The organism is Ideonella sp. FW305-24 (assembly GCF_058788035.1).
The window spans coordinates 243,109-259,623 of record NZ_JBYTAI010000005.1; the positions used below are offsets into that span (position 1 = coordinate 243,109).

Below are 16,515 nucleotides of genomic sequence, written 5' to 3' on the forward strand. Positions count from 1 at the left end.
GCCATCAAGCCGCGGGAAAGTCCGCCCCGGACAGACCCGTAGATTGTCGTTGAACCGACAACATGGCGTCAAAGCCGGCCCTAGCATCCGGCGCAAACAGCCACCGGAGACTCGCCCTTGGACACGACGTTTGTGCGCCTGCTGCTGCAGCACGCCGCCGCTCGGCCGCAGGACCCGGCGCTGCGCGAAAAGGAATACGGCATCTGGCAAACCACCTCGTGGGGCGCACTGGCCGAGCACGTGCGCCTGCTGGCCGCGGGCCTGGCCGCAGCGGGCCTGCAGCGCGGCCAGCACCTGGCCGTGATCGGCGACAACCGGCCGCGGCTTTACGCCACCATGCTGGCCGCGCAGGCCCTGGGCGCGGTGCCGGTGCCGCTTTACCAGGACGCGGCGGCGGCCGAGTTCGTGTTCCCGCTGGTGAATGCCGAGATCGGGTTTGCGGTGGTAGAGGACCAGGAGCAGGTCGACAAGCTGCTGGAGATCCGCACGCAGTGCCCGCAGCTGGCCCGCATCTGGTTCGATGACCCGCGCGGCCTGCGCCGCTACGAAGCGCCCGGCCTCGCCTCGCTGGACCAGTTGCTGGCCGAAGGCGAAGCCTTCCAAGCGCGCCAGCCGGCCTTCGTGGACGCGCAGATCGCGCTCGGCCAGCCCGACGACGTGGCCGCGATGTTCTTCACCTCGGGCACCACCGGCCAGCCCAAGGGCGTGGTGCACAGCCACCGCACGCTGCTGGACCGCGCCGCGGCCGGCCAGGCCTTCGACAGGCTGACCGAGCACGAGGAAGTGCTGGCCTACCTGCCGCCGGCCTGGATTGGCCAGAACATCTTCAGCTATGCGCAGTGGCTGGCCTGCGGCTACGTGGTGAACTGCCCCGAGTCGGCCGCCACCGTCAGCATCGACCTGAAGGAGATCGGGCCGACCTACTATTTCGCGCCGCCGCGCATCTTCGAAGCGATGCTGACCACCGTCACCATTCGCATGGAAGACGCCAGCGCGATCAAGCGCGGCCTGTACCAGCACTTCATGGCACTCGCCCGCCGCGTGGGCACTGCGCTGATGGACGGCCAGCCCGTCGGCGCGCTGGACCGGCTGCGTTATGCCCTGGGCAATGTGCTGATCTACGGCCCGCTGCGCAACACGCTGGGCCTGTCGCGCGTGCGGGTGGCCTACACCGCGGGCGAGGCCATCGGGCCGGACCTGTTCGCGTTCTACCGCGCCATCGGCATCAACCTGAAGCAGCTCTACGGCTCGACCGAAACCGCCGTGTTCGTCTGCCTGCAGCCGGACCATGAAGCGCGGGCCGACACGGTGGGCGTGCCGATTGCCGGCGTCGAGCTGAAGGTCTCGGAACAGGGCGAGGTGCTGATCAAGTCGCCCGGCCTGCTGCGCGGCTACTACAAGAACCCGGCCGCCACCGCCGAGGTCATGACGGCCGACGGCTGGTACCGCAGCGGAGACGCCGGTTTCCTCGATGCCGGCGGCCACCTGAAGATCATCGACCGCGCGAAGGACGTGGGCCGGCTGGCCGGTGGCGCCTTCGACGGCGCGATGTTCGCGCCCAAGTACGTGGAGAACAAGCTGAAGTTCTTCCCGCACATCAAGGAGGCTGTCGCCTTCGGCGACGGCCGCGACCGCGTCTGCGCCTTCATCAACATCGACTTCGAGGCCGTGGGCAACTGGGCCGAGCGGCGCAACCTGGCCTACGCCGGCTACACCGACCTGGCGCAAAAGCCCGAGGTCTACGCGCTGATCCAGGACTGCGTGCAGCAGGTCAATGCCGACCTGGCGCGCGACGAGCTGCTGGCCGGCTCGCAGATCCACCGCTTCCTGGTCCTGCACAAGGAACTCGACGCCGACGACGGCGAGATGACCCGCACCCGCAAGGTCAAGCGCAGCTTCATTGCCAGCAAGTACGCGCCGCTGGTGGACGCGCTCTATGGCGGCCTGAAGCAGCAGTACATCGAGACGGCGGTGACCTTCGAGGACGGGCGCAGCGGCCGCATTGCCGCGACGCTGCAGATCGCCGACACCCAGACCTACCCTGCCGCTTCACGGAAGGCTGCATGACATGAGCAGCAACACGGTACAGACCCCCGGCGAGGTCATCCTCGACGTGCAGCACATCAGCCTGCGCTTTGGCGGCGTCAAGGCGCTGAGCGACATCAGCTTCAATGTGCGCGAGCACGAGATCCGCGCCATCATCGGACCGAACGGTGCCGGCAAGAGCTCGATGCTGAACTGCATCAACGGCGTGTACACGCCGCAGGAGGGCCGGATCACCTTCCGCGGCCAGACCTTCAGCCACATGAACTCGCGCCAGGTCGCGGAGATGGGCGTGGCCCGCACCTTCCAGAACCTGGCCTTGTTCAAGGGCATGAGCGTGCTGGACAACCTGATGACCGGCCGCAACCTGCGCATGAAAAGCCCGCTGCTGCTGCAGGCACTGCGCTGGGGGCCGGCGCTGAGGGAAGAGATCGCGCAACGCGAAGCGGTCGAACGCATCATCGACTTCCTGGAGATCCAGGCCTTCCGCAAGACGCCCGTCGGCCAGTTGCCCTACGGCCTGCAAAAACGCGTGGACCTGGGCCGCGCGCTGGCGATGGAACCCAGCGTGCTGCTGCTGGACGAGCCGATGGCCGGCATGAACGTCGAGGAGAAACAGGACATGTGCCGCTTCATCCTGGACGTGAACGACGAGTTCGGCACCACCATCGTGCTGATCGAACACGACATCGGCGTGGTGATGGACCTCTGCGACCGCGTGGTGGTGCTGGACTACGGCAAGAAGATCGGCGACGGCACGCCGGCCGAAGTGCGCGCCAACCCCGAAGTCATCCGCGCCTACCTGGGCACGGACGCCGCGCCGCCCGCTGCGGCTCCACGCGCCGCATCGCCTGTCACCCCGCCGCTGGCCGACCAACGCGCCGCAGCCTGAAAGGAACATCGAGATGGGGTTTTTTCTGGAAACGGTGTTCGGCGGGCTGATGGCCGGCATGCTGTACGCGCTGGTCGCGCTGGGCTTTGTGCTGATCTTCAAGGCCTCGGGTGTCTTCAACTTTGCGCAGGGCGCGATGGTGCTGTTCGCCGCACTGGCGATGGCGCGCTTCTCCGAATGGTTCCCGCAGTGGTTCGGCTTCGAGAGCCTGATCCTGGCCAATGTGCTGGCCCTCATCGCCAGCGTGGCCTGCATGATCGTGGTGGCCTGGCTGGTGGAGCGGCTGGCGCTGCGCGGGCTGGTGAACCAGCCGGCCATCACGCTCTTGATGGCCACGCTGGGCATCAGCTACTTCCTCGACGGCGCCGGCCAGCTGCTGTTTGGCAGTGCCACCTACAAGATCGACGTAGGCCTGCCCAAGGACCCGATGTTCGTGCTGGAGAATACCTTCCCCGGCGGCCTGCTGCTGAACAAGGAAGACCTGTATTCGGCGCTGATCGCCGCGCTGCTGGTCGCCACGCTGACGCTGTTCTTCCAGAAGACCCGCACCGGCCGCGCGCTGCGCGCGGTGGCCGACGACCACCAGGCCGCGCAGTCCATCGGCATTCCGCTGGCGCGCATCTGGGTCATCGTCTGGGCCGTGGGCGGTGTGGTGGCACTGGTGGCCGGCATCATCTGGGGCAGCAAGCTGGGCGTGCAGTTCTCCATCTCCATGGTCGCGCTGAAGGCCTTCCCGGTGGTGATCCTCGGCGGCCTGACCTCGGTGCCCGGCGCCATCGTCGGCGGGCTGATCATCGGCGTCGGCGAAAAGCTGTCGGAAATCTACCTCGGGCCCACCGTGGGCGGCGGCATCGAGAACTGGTTTGCCTACGTCCTTGCGCTGGGGTTCCTGCTTGTTCGCCCCCAGGGTCTTTTCGGCGACAAGATCATTGACCGCGTCTGAGGAGGCCATCACATGCTCTATCGTGAAAATGGCCAGTTCAAGACTTCGTACGCTGCGGACCTGGCGCTGTTCCCCATCGCGCAGGACCGCTGGGCCATGTGGGCGCTGGTGGCCCTCGCCTTTGTCGCCGTTCCCTGGCTGGCCAGCGACTACACCTTCCGCGCGGTGCTGATCCCGTTCCTCATCCTGTCGCTGGCCGCCATCGGGCTGAACGTGCTGGTGGGCTACTGCGGCCAGATCTCGCTGGGCACCGGCGCCTTCATGGCGGTGGGCGCGTATGCCGCGTTCAACCTGCAAGTGCGCATCGAGGGCATGCCGCTGATCCTGTCGCTGATCGGCGGCGGGCTGGCGGCCACCGTCTGCGGCGTGTTGTTTGGCCTGCCCAGCTTGCGCATCCGCGGGCTGTACCTGGCGGTGGCCACGCTGGCGGCGCAGTTCTTCATCGACTGGTTCACCAACCGGGTCAAGTGGGTCACGAACGACTCACCGTCGGGCTCGGTCAGCGTCGGCCCGCTGCAGGTCTTCGGCTTCGACGTGAGCAGCCCGGTCCAGAAGTACCTCTTGTGCCTGACGCTGGTGGCCGTGCTGGCGCTGGCGGCCAAGAACCTGGTGCGTGGTGCCATTGGCCGCGAATGGATGGCCATGCGCGACATGGACGTGGCGGCAGCCGTGATCGGCATCCGCCCGGTCTATGCCAAGCTCAGCGCGTTTGCGGTCAGCAGCTTCATCGTCGGCGTGGCCGGCGCGCTGTGGGCCTTTGTGCACCTGGGCGCTTGGGAGCCCGCGGCGTTCGGCATCGACAAGTCCTTCCAGCTGCTGTTCATGATCATCATCGGCGGGCTGGGCTCGATCGCCGGCAGCTTCCTCGGCGCGGCCTTCATCGTGCTGCTGCCGCTCCTGCTGAACCACTTGCCGCATTGGCTGGGTCTGCCGATTTCCACCGGCACGGCCTCGCAGCTGGAACACATGATCTTCGGCGCGCTGATCGTGTTCTTCCTGATCGTCGAGCCACACGGCCTGGCCAAGCTGTGGTCCACAGGTCGTCAGAAGCTGCGCCTCTGGCCCTTCCCGCATTGATGAACCACCCCTACCGCCTTCGGCGGCCCCTCAAGGGGCAGCACCAGTGGCCCGGCGAAGCCGGATCCACGGCGCTCGCTTGATTGAAGTCACGCACCGCACAGAGTGCATCACCTAGGAGACAAACACATGCGCTTCACTTCCCTGGTTCGCACCACGCTGTTGGCTGCGGCCGCGCTGGCTTCGGCCACCGTTCCGCCGGCCGTGCAGGCCCAGGCCGCCAATGAGCAGTTCATTCCGCTGCTGGTCTACCGCACCGGCCAGTTCGCGCCGCTGGGCATTCCCTGGGGCGACGGCAAGCAGGACTACCTGAAGCTGATCAATGCCCGCGACGGCGGCGTCAACGGCGTGAAGCTGGCCTTCGAGGAATGCGAGACGGCCTATGACGCGGCCAAGGGCGTGGAATGCTACGAACGCCTGAAGACCAAGGGCGGCGGCGCCAGCGGCTTCGACACCCAGTCCACCGGCATCACCTTCGCGGTGACCGACAAGGCCTTTGTCGACAAGGTCGTCGTCGAGACGCCGGGCTATGGCCTCTCTGCCTCGGCCGACGGCAGCGTCTTCGAGTGGAACTTCCCGCTGCTGGGCACCTACTGGACCGCGGCCGACGTGATGCTGCAGGACATTGCCAAGAAAGAAGGCGGCAGCCTGAAGGGCAAGAAGATCGCGCTGGTCTACCACGACAGCCCCTACGGCAAGGAGCCCATCGCGCTGCTGCAGCGGCGCTCGGCCGCCGAGGGCTTCGAGGTGCAGCTCTACCCGGTCACGCCACCCGGCGTGGAGCAGAAATCCGTCTGGCTGCAGATCCGCCAGGCCCGGCCGGACTATGTGCTGTTCTGGTCCGCCGGCGTGATGACGCCGGCCGGCATCCGCGAGGCCCAGGCCAGCGGCTTTCCGCGCGAGAAGATGTACGCGATCTGGTGGGCCGGCTCGGACCATGACGTGAAAGACATCGGCGCTGGCGCCAAGGGCTACAACGCGATCACGCTGCACAACAGCTCGGCCCGCGACCGTGTGCACGAGGACCTGAAGAAGTTCGTCTACGACAAGGGCCAGGGCACGGGTGCGGCGACCGAGATCGGCGCGCTGGCCCACACCCGCGGCATGATGATCGCGATGCTGCAGGTCGAGGCCATTCGCGCCGCGCAGGAGAAGTACGGCAAGGGCAAGGTCATGACGCCCGAGCAGGTGCGCTGGGGCTTCGAGAACCTGAACCTCACGGCCGACAAGCTCAAGGCGCTGGGCTTTGGTGAAGTGATGCGACCAGTGCAGACCAGCTGCAGCAACCACATGGGCACCGACTGGGCCCGCATCGTCCAGTGGGACGGCGCGAAATGGAACCTGGCCTCCGACTGGTACCAGTCCGACAAGACGCACATCGATCCGATGGTCAAGGAGGCCGCGGCGAAATACGCCAAAGACAAGAACATCAAGCCGCGCAGCTGCAGCTGATCTTCCCCCGTTCGCACTGAGCTTGTCGAAGTGCCAGGTTCGAGCCGCGCCCTCACCCGTTCGCACTGAGCCTGTCGAAGTGCAGGCCCCAGCACCACGCCGGCTTCGACAAGCTCAGCCCGAACGGGGTTCTGTGTCACGCACCTGGAAAGCCCCCATTCCGTCATGACCATTGCCACGCAATCTCAACCGGCCGCAAGACCAGCCACGGCGGCGATTCCGACCACCGCCGCGCTGCTGGACGTCAACGGCATCGAGGTCATCTACCACCACGTGATCCTGGTGCTGAAAGGCGTTTCGCTTCAGGTGCCTGAAGGATCGGTGGTGGCCTTGCTGGGTGGCAACGGCGCGGGCAAGACGACCACGCTGCGCGCCGTCTCCAACCTGCTGGCGGGCGAGCGCGGCGAGGTCACCAAGGGCCGCATCGAGCTGCGCGGCGAGCGCATCGAAAAGCTCAGCCCGGCGCAGCTGGTGCAGCGCGGCGTGGTGCAGGTCATGGAAGGCCGGCACTGCTTCGCGCACCTCACCATTGAAGACAACCTGCTCACAGGCGCCTATGCGCGCAAGGACGGCAAGGCGGCGGTCGCCGAGACGCTGGAGAAGGTCTACGCCTACTTCCCGCGGCTGAAGACGCGCCGCAGCAGCCAGGCCGCCTACACCTCGGGTGGCGAGCAGCAGATGTGCGCGATTGGCCGCGCGCTGATGGCCAACCCGAAGATGGTGCTGCTGGATGAGCCGTCCATGGGCCTGGCGCCGCAGATCGTCGAGGAGGTCTTCCAGATCGTGCAGGACTTGAACCGCAAGGAGCGCGTGACCTTCCTGCTCGCCGAGCAGAACACCCACATCGCGCTGCGCTACGCGGACCACGGCTACATCCTCGAAAACGGCCGCGTGGTGATGGATGGCAGCGCCGCGGAGCTGCGTGACAACGAGGATGTGCAGGAGTTCTACCTGGGCATGGGGCGCGAGGAAGGCGGCGAGCGGAAAAATTTCCGCGACGCGAAGAGCTACAAGCGCCGTAAAAGATGGCTGGCATGAGGAGCCGCGATGAGTGACGACGATCTGTCCGGCTGGGCCCTGCCCGCCTTCAAGCCCGACGAAGCGCTGCAGACGCTGCGCCGTGGCCTGCGCGACCTGAAGCTGCAGGAGCAAGCCGGCAGCGCGCCGCTGCGCTACCAGTTCAAGGGCAAGCCGGTGGCAGAACTGAGCCTGGCCGAAGGCGGCTTGCAGGTGCGCTGGGTCAAGCGCCCGTCGCACAGCCCTGAATGGCAGAGCCGCACGCTGGGCAACGCGGCAGCGGTGCGGGACTGGCTGGCCGCGCTGAAGCGCCAGGCGGCCGGCTGGGACGGCGAGGAGTGACACGGTGAGCCTGACCTCGTTCTACGACCTGCTGGAGGCCCGCGACCCGGCGCAGCGCGAAGCCAGGCTGATGGCCGCGCTGCCCGGCGCGGTGGACAGCGCGCAGCGGCGCAGCCGGGCGATGGCCGAAACGCTGCAAGGCGTGGACGCCGCCGCGGTGTGTTCCCGCGCCGCGCTGGCCACGCTGCCCGTCACGCGCAAACACGAGCTGCTGGCCCGCCAGCAGGCCAGCCGCGCGGCCGGTGGCGAGCCGTTTGGCGGCTTCTCGGCCGTGGGCTGGACGGGGCAGCCGGTGGCACATGGCGCGCGCCGCGTGTTCCAGTCGCCCGGCCCCATCTACGAGCCCGAAGGCACCGCGCCGGACTACTGGCGCATGGCCCGTGCGATCTGGGCCGCCGGCTTTCGTGCCGGCGACCTGGCGCACTGCAGCTTCAGCTACCACCTCACGCCTGCCGGCTCGATGATGGAAACCGGCGCGCACGCCATCGGCTGCGCCACCTTTGCCGGTGGCGTGGGCAACACCGAGCTGCAGCTGCAGGCCGCGGCCGAGCTGAAGCCGCAGGGCTACATCGGCACGCCCAGCTTCCTGAAGATCCTGCTGGACAAGGCAGCCGAGACCGGCGTGTCCCTCGCCTCGCTGCGCAAGGCCCTGGTCTCCGGTGAAGCCTGCCCACCCTCGCTGCGCGACTGGCTGGCCGAGCGCGGCGTGGCCGCCTACCAGTGCTACGCCACGGCCGACCTGGGCCTGATCGCCTTCGAAACACCAGCCCGCGAGGGCCTGGTGCTGGACGAAGCGGTGATCGTCGAGATCGTGCGGCCTGGCACCGGCGACCCGGTGCCCGAGGGCGAGGTCGGCGAAGTCGTCGTCACCACGCTGAACCCGGACTATCCGCTGATCCGATTCGGCACCGGCGACCTCTCCGCCGTGCTGCCCGGCCGCTGCCCCACCGGCCGCAGCAACACCCGCATCCGCGGTTGGCTGGGCCGTGCCGACCAGACCGCCAAGGTCCGCGGCATGTTCGTGCACCCCAGCCAGGTCGCAGAAGTCGGCCGCCGCCACCCCACCCTGGGCCGCCTGCGGCTGGTCATCAGCGGCGAGATGGCGCAGGATCAGATGACGCTGCAGGCCGAATGTGCCGAGCCCGCCACCGAAGGCCTGGCCCAGCGCGTTTCCGACACGGTGCGCGAAGTCACCCGGCTGCGCTGCGAGGTGCAGTTGCTGCCGGTGGGCAGTCTGGCGAACGACGGGAAGGTGATCGAGGACGCGCGCAGCTACGCTTGACATGACCCCTGGCGTGCATGCCACTGCTTGACAGCACGCGTCGAGCACGTACGATGTAGATCCGCATAAGGATATACATCATGGACCTGCAAGTCGCGAAGTGGGGCAACAGCCTGGCACTGAGAATTCCGTCTGAGGTCGTGCGCCGGCTCGGCCTGCGCGAAGGTGCGACCGTCGAGGCGCAGTTCACCGTGGATGGCACCCTGTCCATTCGGCCGGCGCAATGGGACCGCAAGGCGTTTGCCCGCGAGCTGGCCGAAGCGCGCAACGAAATGCCGACGAGCGAATCCGTGATGGAAGAAGTTCGCAGCGACGCCCGGTACTGAGGTGGTTTACGTCGACACCAGCGTGCTCGTGCCGCTGTTCCTGAACGAGCAGCACAGCGCCGCTGCAGCTGCCTGGTATTCGGGCGAAAAAGACGAACTGGTGGCGGCTGCTTGGTGCATTCCAGAATTCGCCAGCGCCCTTGGCATCAAGCAGCGCACTGGCGCCATAGACGCGCCACAGGCCAAGGCCGCCTGGGCTCGTTTCGAGCGCATGGTGGCGGCTGACCTCCGGCTGCTGCCCGTAGCGCCGGCACACTTCCATCGCGCGGCAGAACTGGTGCTGGATGCCGCGAGCGCGCTGCGCGCCGGCGATGCACTCCACCTGGCCTGCGCCGAGGCTGCGGGTGCGAAGCACATCGTGACGCTCGATGAAGTCCTGGCGCGCAACGCCCAGCGCCTGAAAATCAAACCTGTTGTGCCGCGCAGCGCGACCTGACTGGCATTCACAGGCTCATCGGCAATCTCGGGAAGCTGGCCTGGCCACCGCAAAGCCGTTCACACGAACTGCAGCCACTGCCGCAAGACCGCCTGAAACGCCGGCTTCGCCTCGTCGAAGGCTTGCGCATCCGCAAACTCGACCATCGCGCGATCCTTGGCAAGCACTTCAGCAGGCCTGCCGGATCGGCGATCTGCACGCCACCAGGCGGCAGATCACGCACCTTCGCCCCCAGGTGAAGGATCACGCCGATGCCGGCCTTCGCCCGCAGGTTCGTCGTGGCGAAATACTCGGTGGTGCGAAAGCTCGGCGAATTCCACTTCACACCCTCCTGCACTGACGGGTCCAACCCCAGCATCAACACCCGCAAGGCTTCGATCACGGCCTTGTGTGGGTGCGCCAGCGATGCCATGAACGCATCGACAGCGGCCGTGGAATCTGCTGGCGAGGTGTGTGCACCCTTGGGCCTGGTGGCTGGCATGGTGAATCGTGCAGTGGTAAGCGGGCGCCCTACAAGGCTTTCAAATACTCGACGAGCTGCTTGCGCTCCGCATCCGTCAACGGCGCCGCCGCCTGCCCATGCGCGTCGTTCGGGTTCATCGTGAGCACATCCATCAACGTCTTGGCCTGGCCCTGGCTCAGGTAGGGCGCCGTCGCCCAGGCACCGCGCAGGCTGGGGACGTTGGCGGGGATGAGGCCGGTGCCGATGCCTTCGGCGATGGTGAGCACGCTGCCCGAGGGTGGGATGAAGGTGCTGCCGGCGTGGCATTGGGTGCAGCGGGCGCTGCCTTCGAAGATGGCTTTGCCGGCTTGCTGGTCGGCAGTCATGCTGCCGTCCTGGTTCAGGTAGATGCTGGCAGGTGGCAGGTGGCCGGTGAGGAAGTCCAGCAGGGCCGTGGTGGCGCCTGAAGGGGGCGGCTGGCCGGTGTGGTTGTGCAGAGCCTGGGCGCCGGCGACGAGGCGCTGGATGGTGGGCACCGAGCCGTCCCAGAAAAAAGGCGCAGTTTCGACCGCGCCCCAGGGGGCCGGGACCTGGATGGGCACACCGATGGGCACGTCGGCCGAGGGGTTCACGGCCTTCGCCATCGTGCCGTGGCCGGACGGCCTGCGTGCAGCCTGGAGCGACTGCAGCCCCGGCGCCTCGACCACGTGCAGGCTGGAGTTGTCGGACGCGCCGTCCATGTGGCAGCTGTTGCAGGTGACGGAGTTGGGCGCGGTGGCGGTGCCGCCGAGGGCGACGACGTTGCGGAACATCCATTCGCCTTCGTCTGCGGCCGCCAGCACGCCGGTACCGGGCACGCGCACCTGGCCGGACCAGGCGAGCGGGATTTCGGGCCGCAGCTTGTACAGCGGGCTGCCGGTGAGCAGGATGGGCCGCACGGTTTCGCGGAACAGGTCCACCACGTAGAGCTTGGACGGCAGCCGGGTGCTGGGGTTGTTGACGATGGCCAGGTCCTGCGGCGTGGCGTCCGGGTAGCTGGTGCTGAGCACCAGGTTGGCGAGCGTGGCGCCGGTGTTGCCGTCGACGATCAGCGTGGTGCCGGTGCCGCTGCCGTTGACGGTGATGAGCGGCTGGCCGGGCAAGGTCGTGGGCCGCACGGCAATGCTGCGGTAGTCGGTGCCGACGTTGTCCAGCAGGTAGCCGGTGACCTGGTAGGTGGCCGGGTCCATGCGCAGCACGCGGTTGAAGCCGGGCACGCGGGCCTGGCTGAAGACCACGAAGGTGGGGATCAGGATGTCGCTGCCGCTCCAGGCCAGTTCGTGCGGCGCGCCGGAGATGGCGGTGATGGCGACCGTGGTGGCGCCAGCGGGTGCGGCCGGGTCCAGGATCTCGATCACGTTGTCGGTGCGTGCGCCGACGGCCAGCTTGCCGTCCGGCAACACCAGCAGCGGGCCGGGCGCAGCACTGCGCAGCGGGATGGCCGGCTGCGCGGTGAACACGCCCAGCGGCGCCTCCTTGAACACCAGCACCGCGCCCTGCGTTTCGTTGGCCACGTAGATGCGCCGCGTGCCGTTGCGGAAGTCGAAGCCGATGCCGCGGCTGCCGCGCGGCACCGGGATCTGCGCGGCGACCGAGCCGGTGGCCGTGTGGATGACCGACAGCGTGGACGCGGTGGTGTTGGCGATGAAGGCGTGCCGGCCTTCCGGGTCCACCGCGATGCGGATCGGCCGGTGCGGCGTGGTGCCCACGGCCGAGGTGATCGGCAGGTCGGCCAGCTTGGTGTCGTTGACAGCGTTCAGCACGGTGATGACGCCGCTGAGCTTGTCGGCCACGTAGGCACGCGTGCCATCGGGCGTGACGGCGATGGCCGAGGTCTTGCGCGCGCCGCTGGGCGGCGCGGCCTGCACGCGGTAGGCCAGGCCGTTGCTCAGCAGGCTTTGCCCGCCCAGCTGCGACAGCGCCTGCGCATAGACGATGCTGCCCGGCGCCGCATTGGCCGGGATGCTCAGCGTGGCGCTGAAGCTGCCGCCGGCGGGAATGCTGCCGTTGGCCACGGTCGTCTGCGTGCCGGCCTTGTAGAACTGGATGCCGGCCGCGCCGAGGTTCTGCTCGGCCGCCTGTGGCGAGGTGACGATGCGAACCAGTGCACCCGGCGAGCCGGTGACCTGCAGCACCAGCGTGCCGCCGGGTGCTGCAAACGGCGAGGCGGCCGACAGCCGCGGCACCGCATGCTGCTGCGCCATTGCCGCACCGGTCGCCAGCGCCAACCCTGCCCACAAGACCAGCGTGCGCGCGCCCGCGGCCCACGCCGATTGCCTCTGCCACTGCGATCCCATGCGGTCCCCCTGCATTCGTTGGCCAGCGGCGGGCGCCGCACAGCCCACCGAAGCTACCAGCGGCACGCGAAGCGGACAACGTCAAAGCTGGTGATGCCCCTAGAAGCAAGCCGGCACGTTAGAGGGACAGTGGCACCGCGAGGCGCGGATTCTTCAGGCGGCCGCGACCGCGTCCTCATCGGTCTCGCCCAGGAAGCCGCCGCTCTGGTGGGCCCACAGCCGCGCATACAGCCCGCCCTTGAGCAGCAGCGCCTGGTGGCTGCCTTCCTCGACCACGCGGCCGGCGTCCATCACGATGAGGCGGTCCATCGCGGCGATGGTGGACAGGCGGTGGGCGATGGCGACAACCGTCTTGCCTTCCATCAGCTTGTAGAGGCTTTGCTGGATGGCGACTTCGACCTCGCTGTCCAGCGCGCTAGTGGCTTCGTCCAGCAGCAGCACTGGCGCGTCCTTCAGCATCACGCGGGCAATGGCAATGCGTTGGCGCTGGCCACCGGAGAGCTTCACGCCGCGCTCGCCGACCTGCGCGTCGAAGCCGTGGCGGCCCTTGGGGTCCGTCAGCGTGGCGATGAAGGACTCGGCCTCGGCGCGCTTGGCAGCGGCGCGCATCGCGTCGTCACCGGCATCGGGCCGGCCGTAGAGGATGTTCTCGCGCACCGAGCGGTGCAGCAGCGAGGTGTCCTGCGTGACCATGCCGACCTGTGCACGCAGGCTGTCCTGCGTGACCTGGGCAATGTCCTGGCCGTCGATCAGCACGCGGCCCTGCTGCACGTCATGGAAGCGCAGCAGCAGGCTCAGCACGGTGCTCTTGCCCGCGCCTGAGCGGCCCACCAGGCCGATCTTCTCGCCGGGGCGGATGGTCAGGTTCAGCCGGTCCACCACCGGCTTGCCCGCGCTCACCTCGCCGTAGTGGAAGCTCACGTCCTCGAAGCGCACTTCGCCGGCACGCACCTGCAGCGGCTTGGCTTCAGGCGCGTCCACCACGCGGCGCGCGCGGGCCAGCGTGCCAATGCCGTCCTGCACCGTGCCCACGTGCTCGAACAGCGCCGCCATCTCCCACATGATCCAGTGCGAAATGCCGTTGAGCCGCAGCGCCATCGCGGTGGCCGCGGCGACCGCGCCCACACCGACCGCGCTGTCCGTCCAGCGCCAGAGTGCAACGCCGGCCACGCCCAGGATCAGCAGCACGCTGAGCATGTGGATGACGATCTCGAACCAGCTGACCAGGCGCATCTGCGCGTGCACCGTGCCCAGGAATTCCTGCATCGCGCCGCGGGCGTGCGCGGCCTCGCGCTTGTCGTGCGCAAACAGCTTGACGGTGGCGATGTTGGTGTACGCATCGGTGATGCGGCCGGTCATCAGCGAGCGGGCATCGGCCTGGCTTTGGCCAACCTTGGCCAGTCGTGGCACGAAAAAGCGCATGGCCACTAGGTAGAGGCCCAGCCAGACGCCCAGCGGCACCAGCATCCAGTGATCGAAACCACCGACCACCGCCATCAGCGTGACGAAGTAGATGATGATGAAGACCAGGATGTCGCACAGTGTCATCCACACGTCGCGCGCGGCGAGTGCCGTCTGCATCACCTTCGCGGCAATGCGGCCGGCGAACTCGTCCTGGTAGAAGGCCATGCTCTGGGCCAGCATCAGGCGGTGGAAGTTCCAGCGCAGGCGCATCGGGAAATTGCCGGCCAGCGCCTGGTGCTTGAACATGGTCTGCAAGGCGACCGCTAGGCCGCTGCCCACCAGCACCGCCGCCACCGCCAGCAAATTCCCACCCTCGCGCGCCCACAGCTGGGACGGCGGAATGGCCGAGAGCCAGTCCACCAGCCGGCCCAGCATCGCAAACAGCCAGGCCTCGAACACGCCGATCAAGGCAGTGAACAGCGTCATGCCTGCGATGTAGGGCCGCGTGCCTTCGGTGGCGGCCCACAGGAAAGGCCAGAAGCCCGCAGGCGGGCGCTCGGGCTCGGCGGCGGGAAAGGGGTCGACAAGGGCTTCGAAACGGGCGAACAAGGACAAGAACGGATTCCCTTCGGCATTCGGCCAGACATGATGGCAGGCGGCACGCCAGACTTGGCGTGCTGACGGCGACGACCCGCCAGTGTCGCCGGAGGCGAGCGACCAGCGCGGTATGCAAATTGCTGATGTCACTGGCGGCGAACCATTGCACCGCTGAATTCACAGCCAGACTCGCCAGCTGGCACTGTTGTACCGCCTTGCACCCCGTTGTCCATGACGATCTACAAGAATTCCCCCCGGATCCGATCCACCTTGGTGCTGCTGGCAGCCCTGCCGCTGGGCATGGCCTGGGCCGGCAGCCCCGGCCCGAACGACCCGCACCGGGGCGGCAAGCTGCGGCTGATGTCCACCGCCGGCGCCGGCACCATCGACCCGCACATCAACTACACGCTGCAGTTCGCGCAGATTTTCCAGGGCGTGTATGACGGCCTGGTGGCCTTCAAGAAAGCGCCTGACGCGCAGGCCTTCACCATCGTGCCGGACCTGGCCGAGGCCCTGCCGGCGCCCGAGAACGGCGGCAAGCGCTATGTCTTCAAGCTGCGCCGGGGCATCAAGTTCTCCGATGGGCGCGAGCTGACGGCCAATGACGTGGCCGCCTCGTTTCGCCGCATCTTCAAGGTCTCCGGACCCACGGCAGGCAGCTTCTACAACGGCATCGTCGGTGCCGATGCCTGCCTGAAGACCCCCGCCAGCTGCACGCTGGCCGGCGGCGTGGTGGCCGATGCCAAGGCAGGCACCGTCACGCTCAACCTGGTGGCGCCGGACGCCGAGATCTTCTACAAGCTGGCCGTGCCGCACGCCTTCATCGTGCCGGCCGATGCGCCCGCCAAGGACGTGGGCGTGAACCCGCTGCCCGGCACCGGGGCCTACAAGATCGTTTCCTACGACCCGAAGAAGCAGCTCAAGCTGGTGCGCAACCCGCAGTTCAAGCCCTGGAGCGACGAGGCCCAGCCCGACGGCTACGTGGACGAGGTGGACTACGACTTCGGCCTGAACGATGAAGACCAGGTCACCGCCATTGCCAACGGCCAGGGCGACTGGATGTTCAACCCGCTGCCGGCCGACCGCCTGGGCGAGCTGAGCAGCAAATACGCCAAGCAGCTGCACGTGTCGCCGCTGACGGCCATGTTCTACCTGCCGATGAACACCCGCATCGCGCCCTTCAACAACCTGCAGGCGCGCCAGGCCGTGAACCTGGCCATAGACCGCAACGCGCTGGTCAAGATCTACGGCGGCAGCAACCTGGCCACCGCCAGCTGCCAGGTGCTGCCGCCGCAGTTCGCCGGCTACGAAGCCTACTGCCCTTACACGAAGAACCCCGGCAGCAAGTGGACCGCACCCGATCTGGCGCGCGCCAAGGACCTGGTCAAAGCCTCCGGCACCGCCGGCCAGAAGGTGACCTTGCTGACCGAGGACACCGCCGTCGGCAAGCAGATCGGCACCTATGTGCTCAGCGTGCTCAACGACCTGGGCTACCAGGCCTCGCTGAAGGTGCTGGCGCTAGGGGTGGAGTTCACCTACATCCAGAACACGCAGAACAAGGTGCAGATCTCGTACAGCAACTGGTATCAGGACTATCCGGCCCCCTCCAATTTCCTCAACGTGCTGTTCTCCTGCGGCAGCTTCCATGAGGGCAGCGACGCGTCCATCAACATCTCCGGCCTGTGCGACAAAGGCCTGGACGCCGACTTGGCAAAGGCCATGAGCGTGGGCGTGACCGACCCGGCCGCTGCCGCCAAGCTGTGGGCCGCCATCGACCGCAAGGTGACCGATCTGGCTCCGGTGGCGGTGATGTTCAACCCCAAGCAGCTGGACTTCGTCTCCAAGCGCGTGGGGGGCTACCAGTTCAGCGGGCAGTTCTACTTCCTCTGGAACCAGGCCTGGGTGCGCTGAAGCGCGGTACGGCGA

General features: G+C 67.6%; 13 protein-coding genes and 1 pseudogene. 11 read left to right on the forward strand and 3 right to left on the reverse strand.

The genetic code is table 11. The features are described 5' to 3' along the window. The first annotated feature begins 117 nt into the window (after window positions 1-117). From AC3WR5_RS15720 to AC3WR5_RS15765, 10 genes and pseudogenes are all read left to right on the forward strand, one after another. Entirely contained in the window at window positions 118-2,067 is a 1,950-nt protein-coding gene (locus AC3WR5_RS15720) for an AMP-dependent synthetase/ligase (RefSeq protein ID WP_492485661.1), read from the forward strand. Window position 2,068: 1 nt separating this feature from the next. Continuing rightward, window positions 2,069-2,854 (forward strand): annotated as a pseudogene (locus AC3WR5_RS15725) (ABC transporter ATP-binding protein); the annotation flags it as partial. Window positions 2,855-2,948: 94 nt separating this feature from the next. Beyond that, the gene (locus AC3WR5_RS15730) at window positions 2,949-3,878 is read left to right on the forward strand and encodes a branched-chain amino acid ABC transporter permease (RefSeq protein ID WP_492485662.1); all 930 of its coding nucleotides are present in this window, start codon (window positions 2,949-2,951) and stop codon (window positions 3,876-3,878) included. A gap of 12 nt (window positions 3,879-3,890) precedes the next feature. Further along, on the forward strand, window positions 3,891-4,955 hold the full coding sequence (locus AC3WR5_RS15735; RefSeq protein WP_492485663.1) for a branched-chain amino acid ABC transporter permease: 1,065 nt from the start codon (window positions 3,891-3,893) through the stop codon (window positions 4,953-4,955). Window positions 4,956-5,084: 129 nt separating this feature from the next. Next, window positions 5,085-6,407 carry an ABC transporter substrate-binding protein gene (locus tag AC3WR5_RS15740; RefSeq protein WP_492485664.1) on the forward strand — a complete coding sequence of 441 codons (1,323 nt, stop codon included), beginning with the start codon at window positions 5,085-5,087 and terminating at the stop codon, window positions 6,405-6,407. A gap of 165 nt (window positions 6,408-6,572) precedes the next feature. Further along, window positions 6,573-7,445, forward strand: coding sequence for an ABC transporter ATP-binding protein (locus AC3WR5_RS15745; protein ID WP_492485665.1), 873 nt, complete (start codon window positions 6,573-6,575; stop codon window positions 7,443-7,445). Between the two features lie 9 nt (window positions 7,446-7,454). After that, on the forward strand, window positions 7,455-7,766 hold the full coding sequence (locus tag AC3WR5_RS15750; RefSeq protein ID WP_492485666.1) for a hypothetical protein: 312 nt from the start codon (window positions 7,455-7,457) through the stop codon (window positions 7,764-7,766). Between the two features lie 10 nt (window positions 7,767-7,776). Beyond that, a complete protein-coding gene (locus AC3WR5_RS15755; RefSeq protein ID WP_492485899.1) occupies window positions 7,777-9,048 on the forward strand; it encodes a phenylacetate--CoA ligase family protein in 1,272 nt (423 codons plus the stop codon). 80 nt (window positions 9,049-9,128) lie between these two features. Continuing rightward, a complete protein-coding gene (locus AC3WR5_RS15760; RefSeq protein WP_492485667.1) occupies window positions 9,129-9,374 on the forward strand; it encodes an AbrB/MazE/SpoVT family DNA-binding domain-containing protein in 246 nt (81 codons plus the stop codon). A gap of 1 nt (window position 9,375) precedes the next feature. Then, the gene (locus AC3WR5_RS15765; RefSeq protein WP_492485668.1) at window positions 9,376-9,810 is read left to right on the forward strand and encodes a type II toxin-antitoxin system VapC family toxin; all 435 of its coding nucleotides are present in this window, start codon (window positions 9,376-9,378) and stop codon (window positions 9,808-9,810) included. 7 nt (window positions 9,811-9,817) lie between these two features. Here the strand turns inward: AC3WR5_RS15765 and AC3WR5_RS15770 are convergent, their stop codons facing one another. The 3 genes from AC3WR5_RS15770 to AC3WR5_RS15780 all read right to left on the reverse strand — a co-directional run bounded on the left by AC3WR5_RS15770 (window position 9,818) and on the right by AC3WR5_RS15780 (window position 14,601). Continuing rightward, window positions 9,818-10,291, reverse strand: a complete 474-nt coding sequence (locus AC3WR5_RS15770; protein ID WP_492485669.1) for a DUF1801 domain-containing protein — start codon at window positions 10,289-10,291, stop codon at window positions 9,818-9,820. A gap of 29 nt (window positions 10,292-10,320) precedes the next feature. Continuing rightward, complete coding sequence (locus tag AC3WR5_RS15775; RefSeq protein ID WP_492485670.1) at window positions 10,321-12,588, reverse strand: beta-propeller fold lactonase family protein; 2,268 nt, start codon at window positions 12,586-12,588, stop codon at window positions 10,321-10,323. Between the two features lie 153 nt (window positions 12,589-12,741). After that, a complete protein-coding gene (locus tag AC3WR5_RS15780) occupies window positions 12,742-14,601 on the reverse strand; it encodes an ABC transporter ATP-binding protein (protein WP_492485900.1) in 1,860 nt (619 codons plus the stop codon). A 219-nt stretch (window positions 14,602-14,820) separates the two neighbouring features. On the opposite strand from AC3WR5_RS15780, the gene AC3WR5_RS15785 reads away from it, so the two are divergent. After that, window positions 14,821-16,500: an ABC transporter substrate-binding protein gene (locus AC3WR5_RS15785; RefSeq protein ID WP_492485671.1), complete on the forward strand. Its 1,680-nt coding sequence runs from the start codon at window positions 14,821-14,823 to the stop codon at window positions 16,498-16,500. The last annotated feature ends 15 nt before the right edge of the window (window positions 16,501-16,515 follow it).

What these genes read in the sequence shown, in the direction of transcription:
- AC3WR5_RS15770 (WP_492485669.1), bottom strand. Translation starts at nt 10,291, where the DNA reads ATGCCAGCCACCAGGCCCAAGGGTGCACACACCTCGCCAGCAGATTCC.
- AC3WR5_RS15740 (WP_492485664.1), top strand. Translation starts at nt 5,085, where the DNA reads ATGCGCTTCACTTCCCTGGTTCGCACCACGCTGTTGGCTGCGGCCGCG.
- AC3WR5_RS15730 (WP_492485662.1), top strand. Translation starts at nt 2,949, where the DNA reads ATGGGGTTTTTTCTGGAAACGGTGTTCGGCGGGCTGATGGCCGGCATG.
- AC3WR5_RS15735 (WP_492485663.1), top strand. Translation starts at nt 3,891, where the DNA reads ATGCTCTATCGTGAAAATGGCCAGTTCAAGACTTCGTACGCTGCGGAC.
- AC3WR5_RS15775 (WP_492485670.1), bottom strand. Translation starts at nt 12,588, where the DNA reads ATGGGATCGCAGTGGCAGAGGCAATCGGCGTGGGCCGCGGGCGCGCGC.
- AC3WR5_RS15750 (WP_492485666.1), top strand. Translation starts at nt 7,455, where the DNA reads ATGAGTGACGACGATCTGTCCGGCTGGGCCCTGCCCGCCTTCAAGCCC.
- AC3WR5_RS15760 (WP_492485667.1), top strand. Translation starts at nt 9,129, where the DNA reads ATGGACCTGCAAGTCGCGAAGTGGGGCAACAGCCTGGCACTGAGAATT.
- AC3WR5_RS15745 (WP_492485665.1), top strand. Translation starts at nt 6,573, where the DNA reads ATGACCATTGCCACGCAATCTCAACCGGCCGCAAGACCAGCCACGGCG.
- AC3WR5_RS15785 (WP_492485671.1), top strand. Translation starts at nt 14,821, where the DNA reads ATGACGATCTACAAGAATTCCCCCCGGATCCGATCCACCTTGGTGCTG.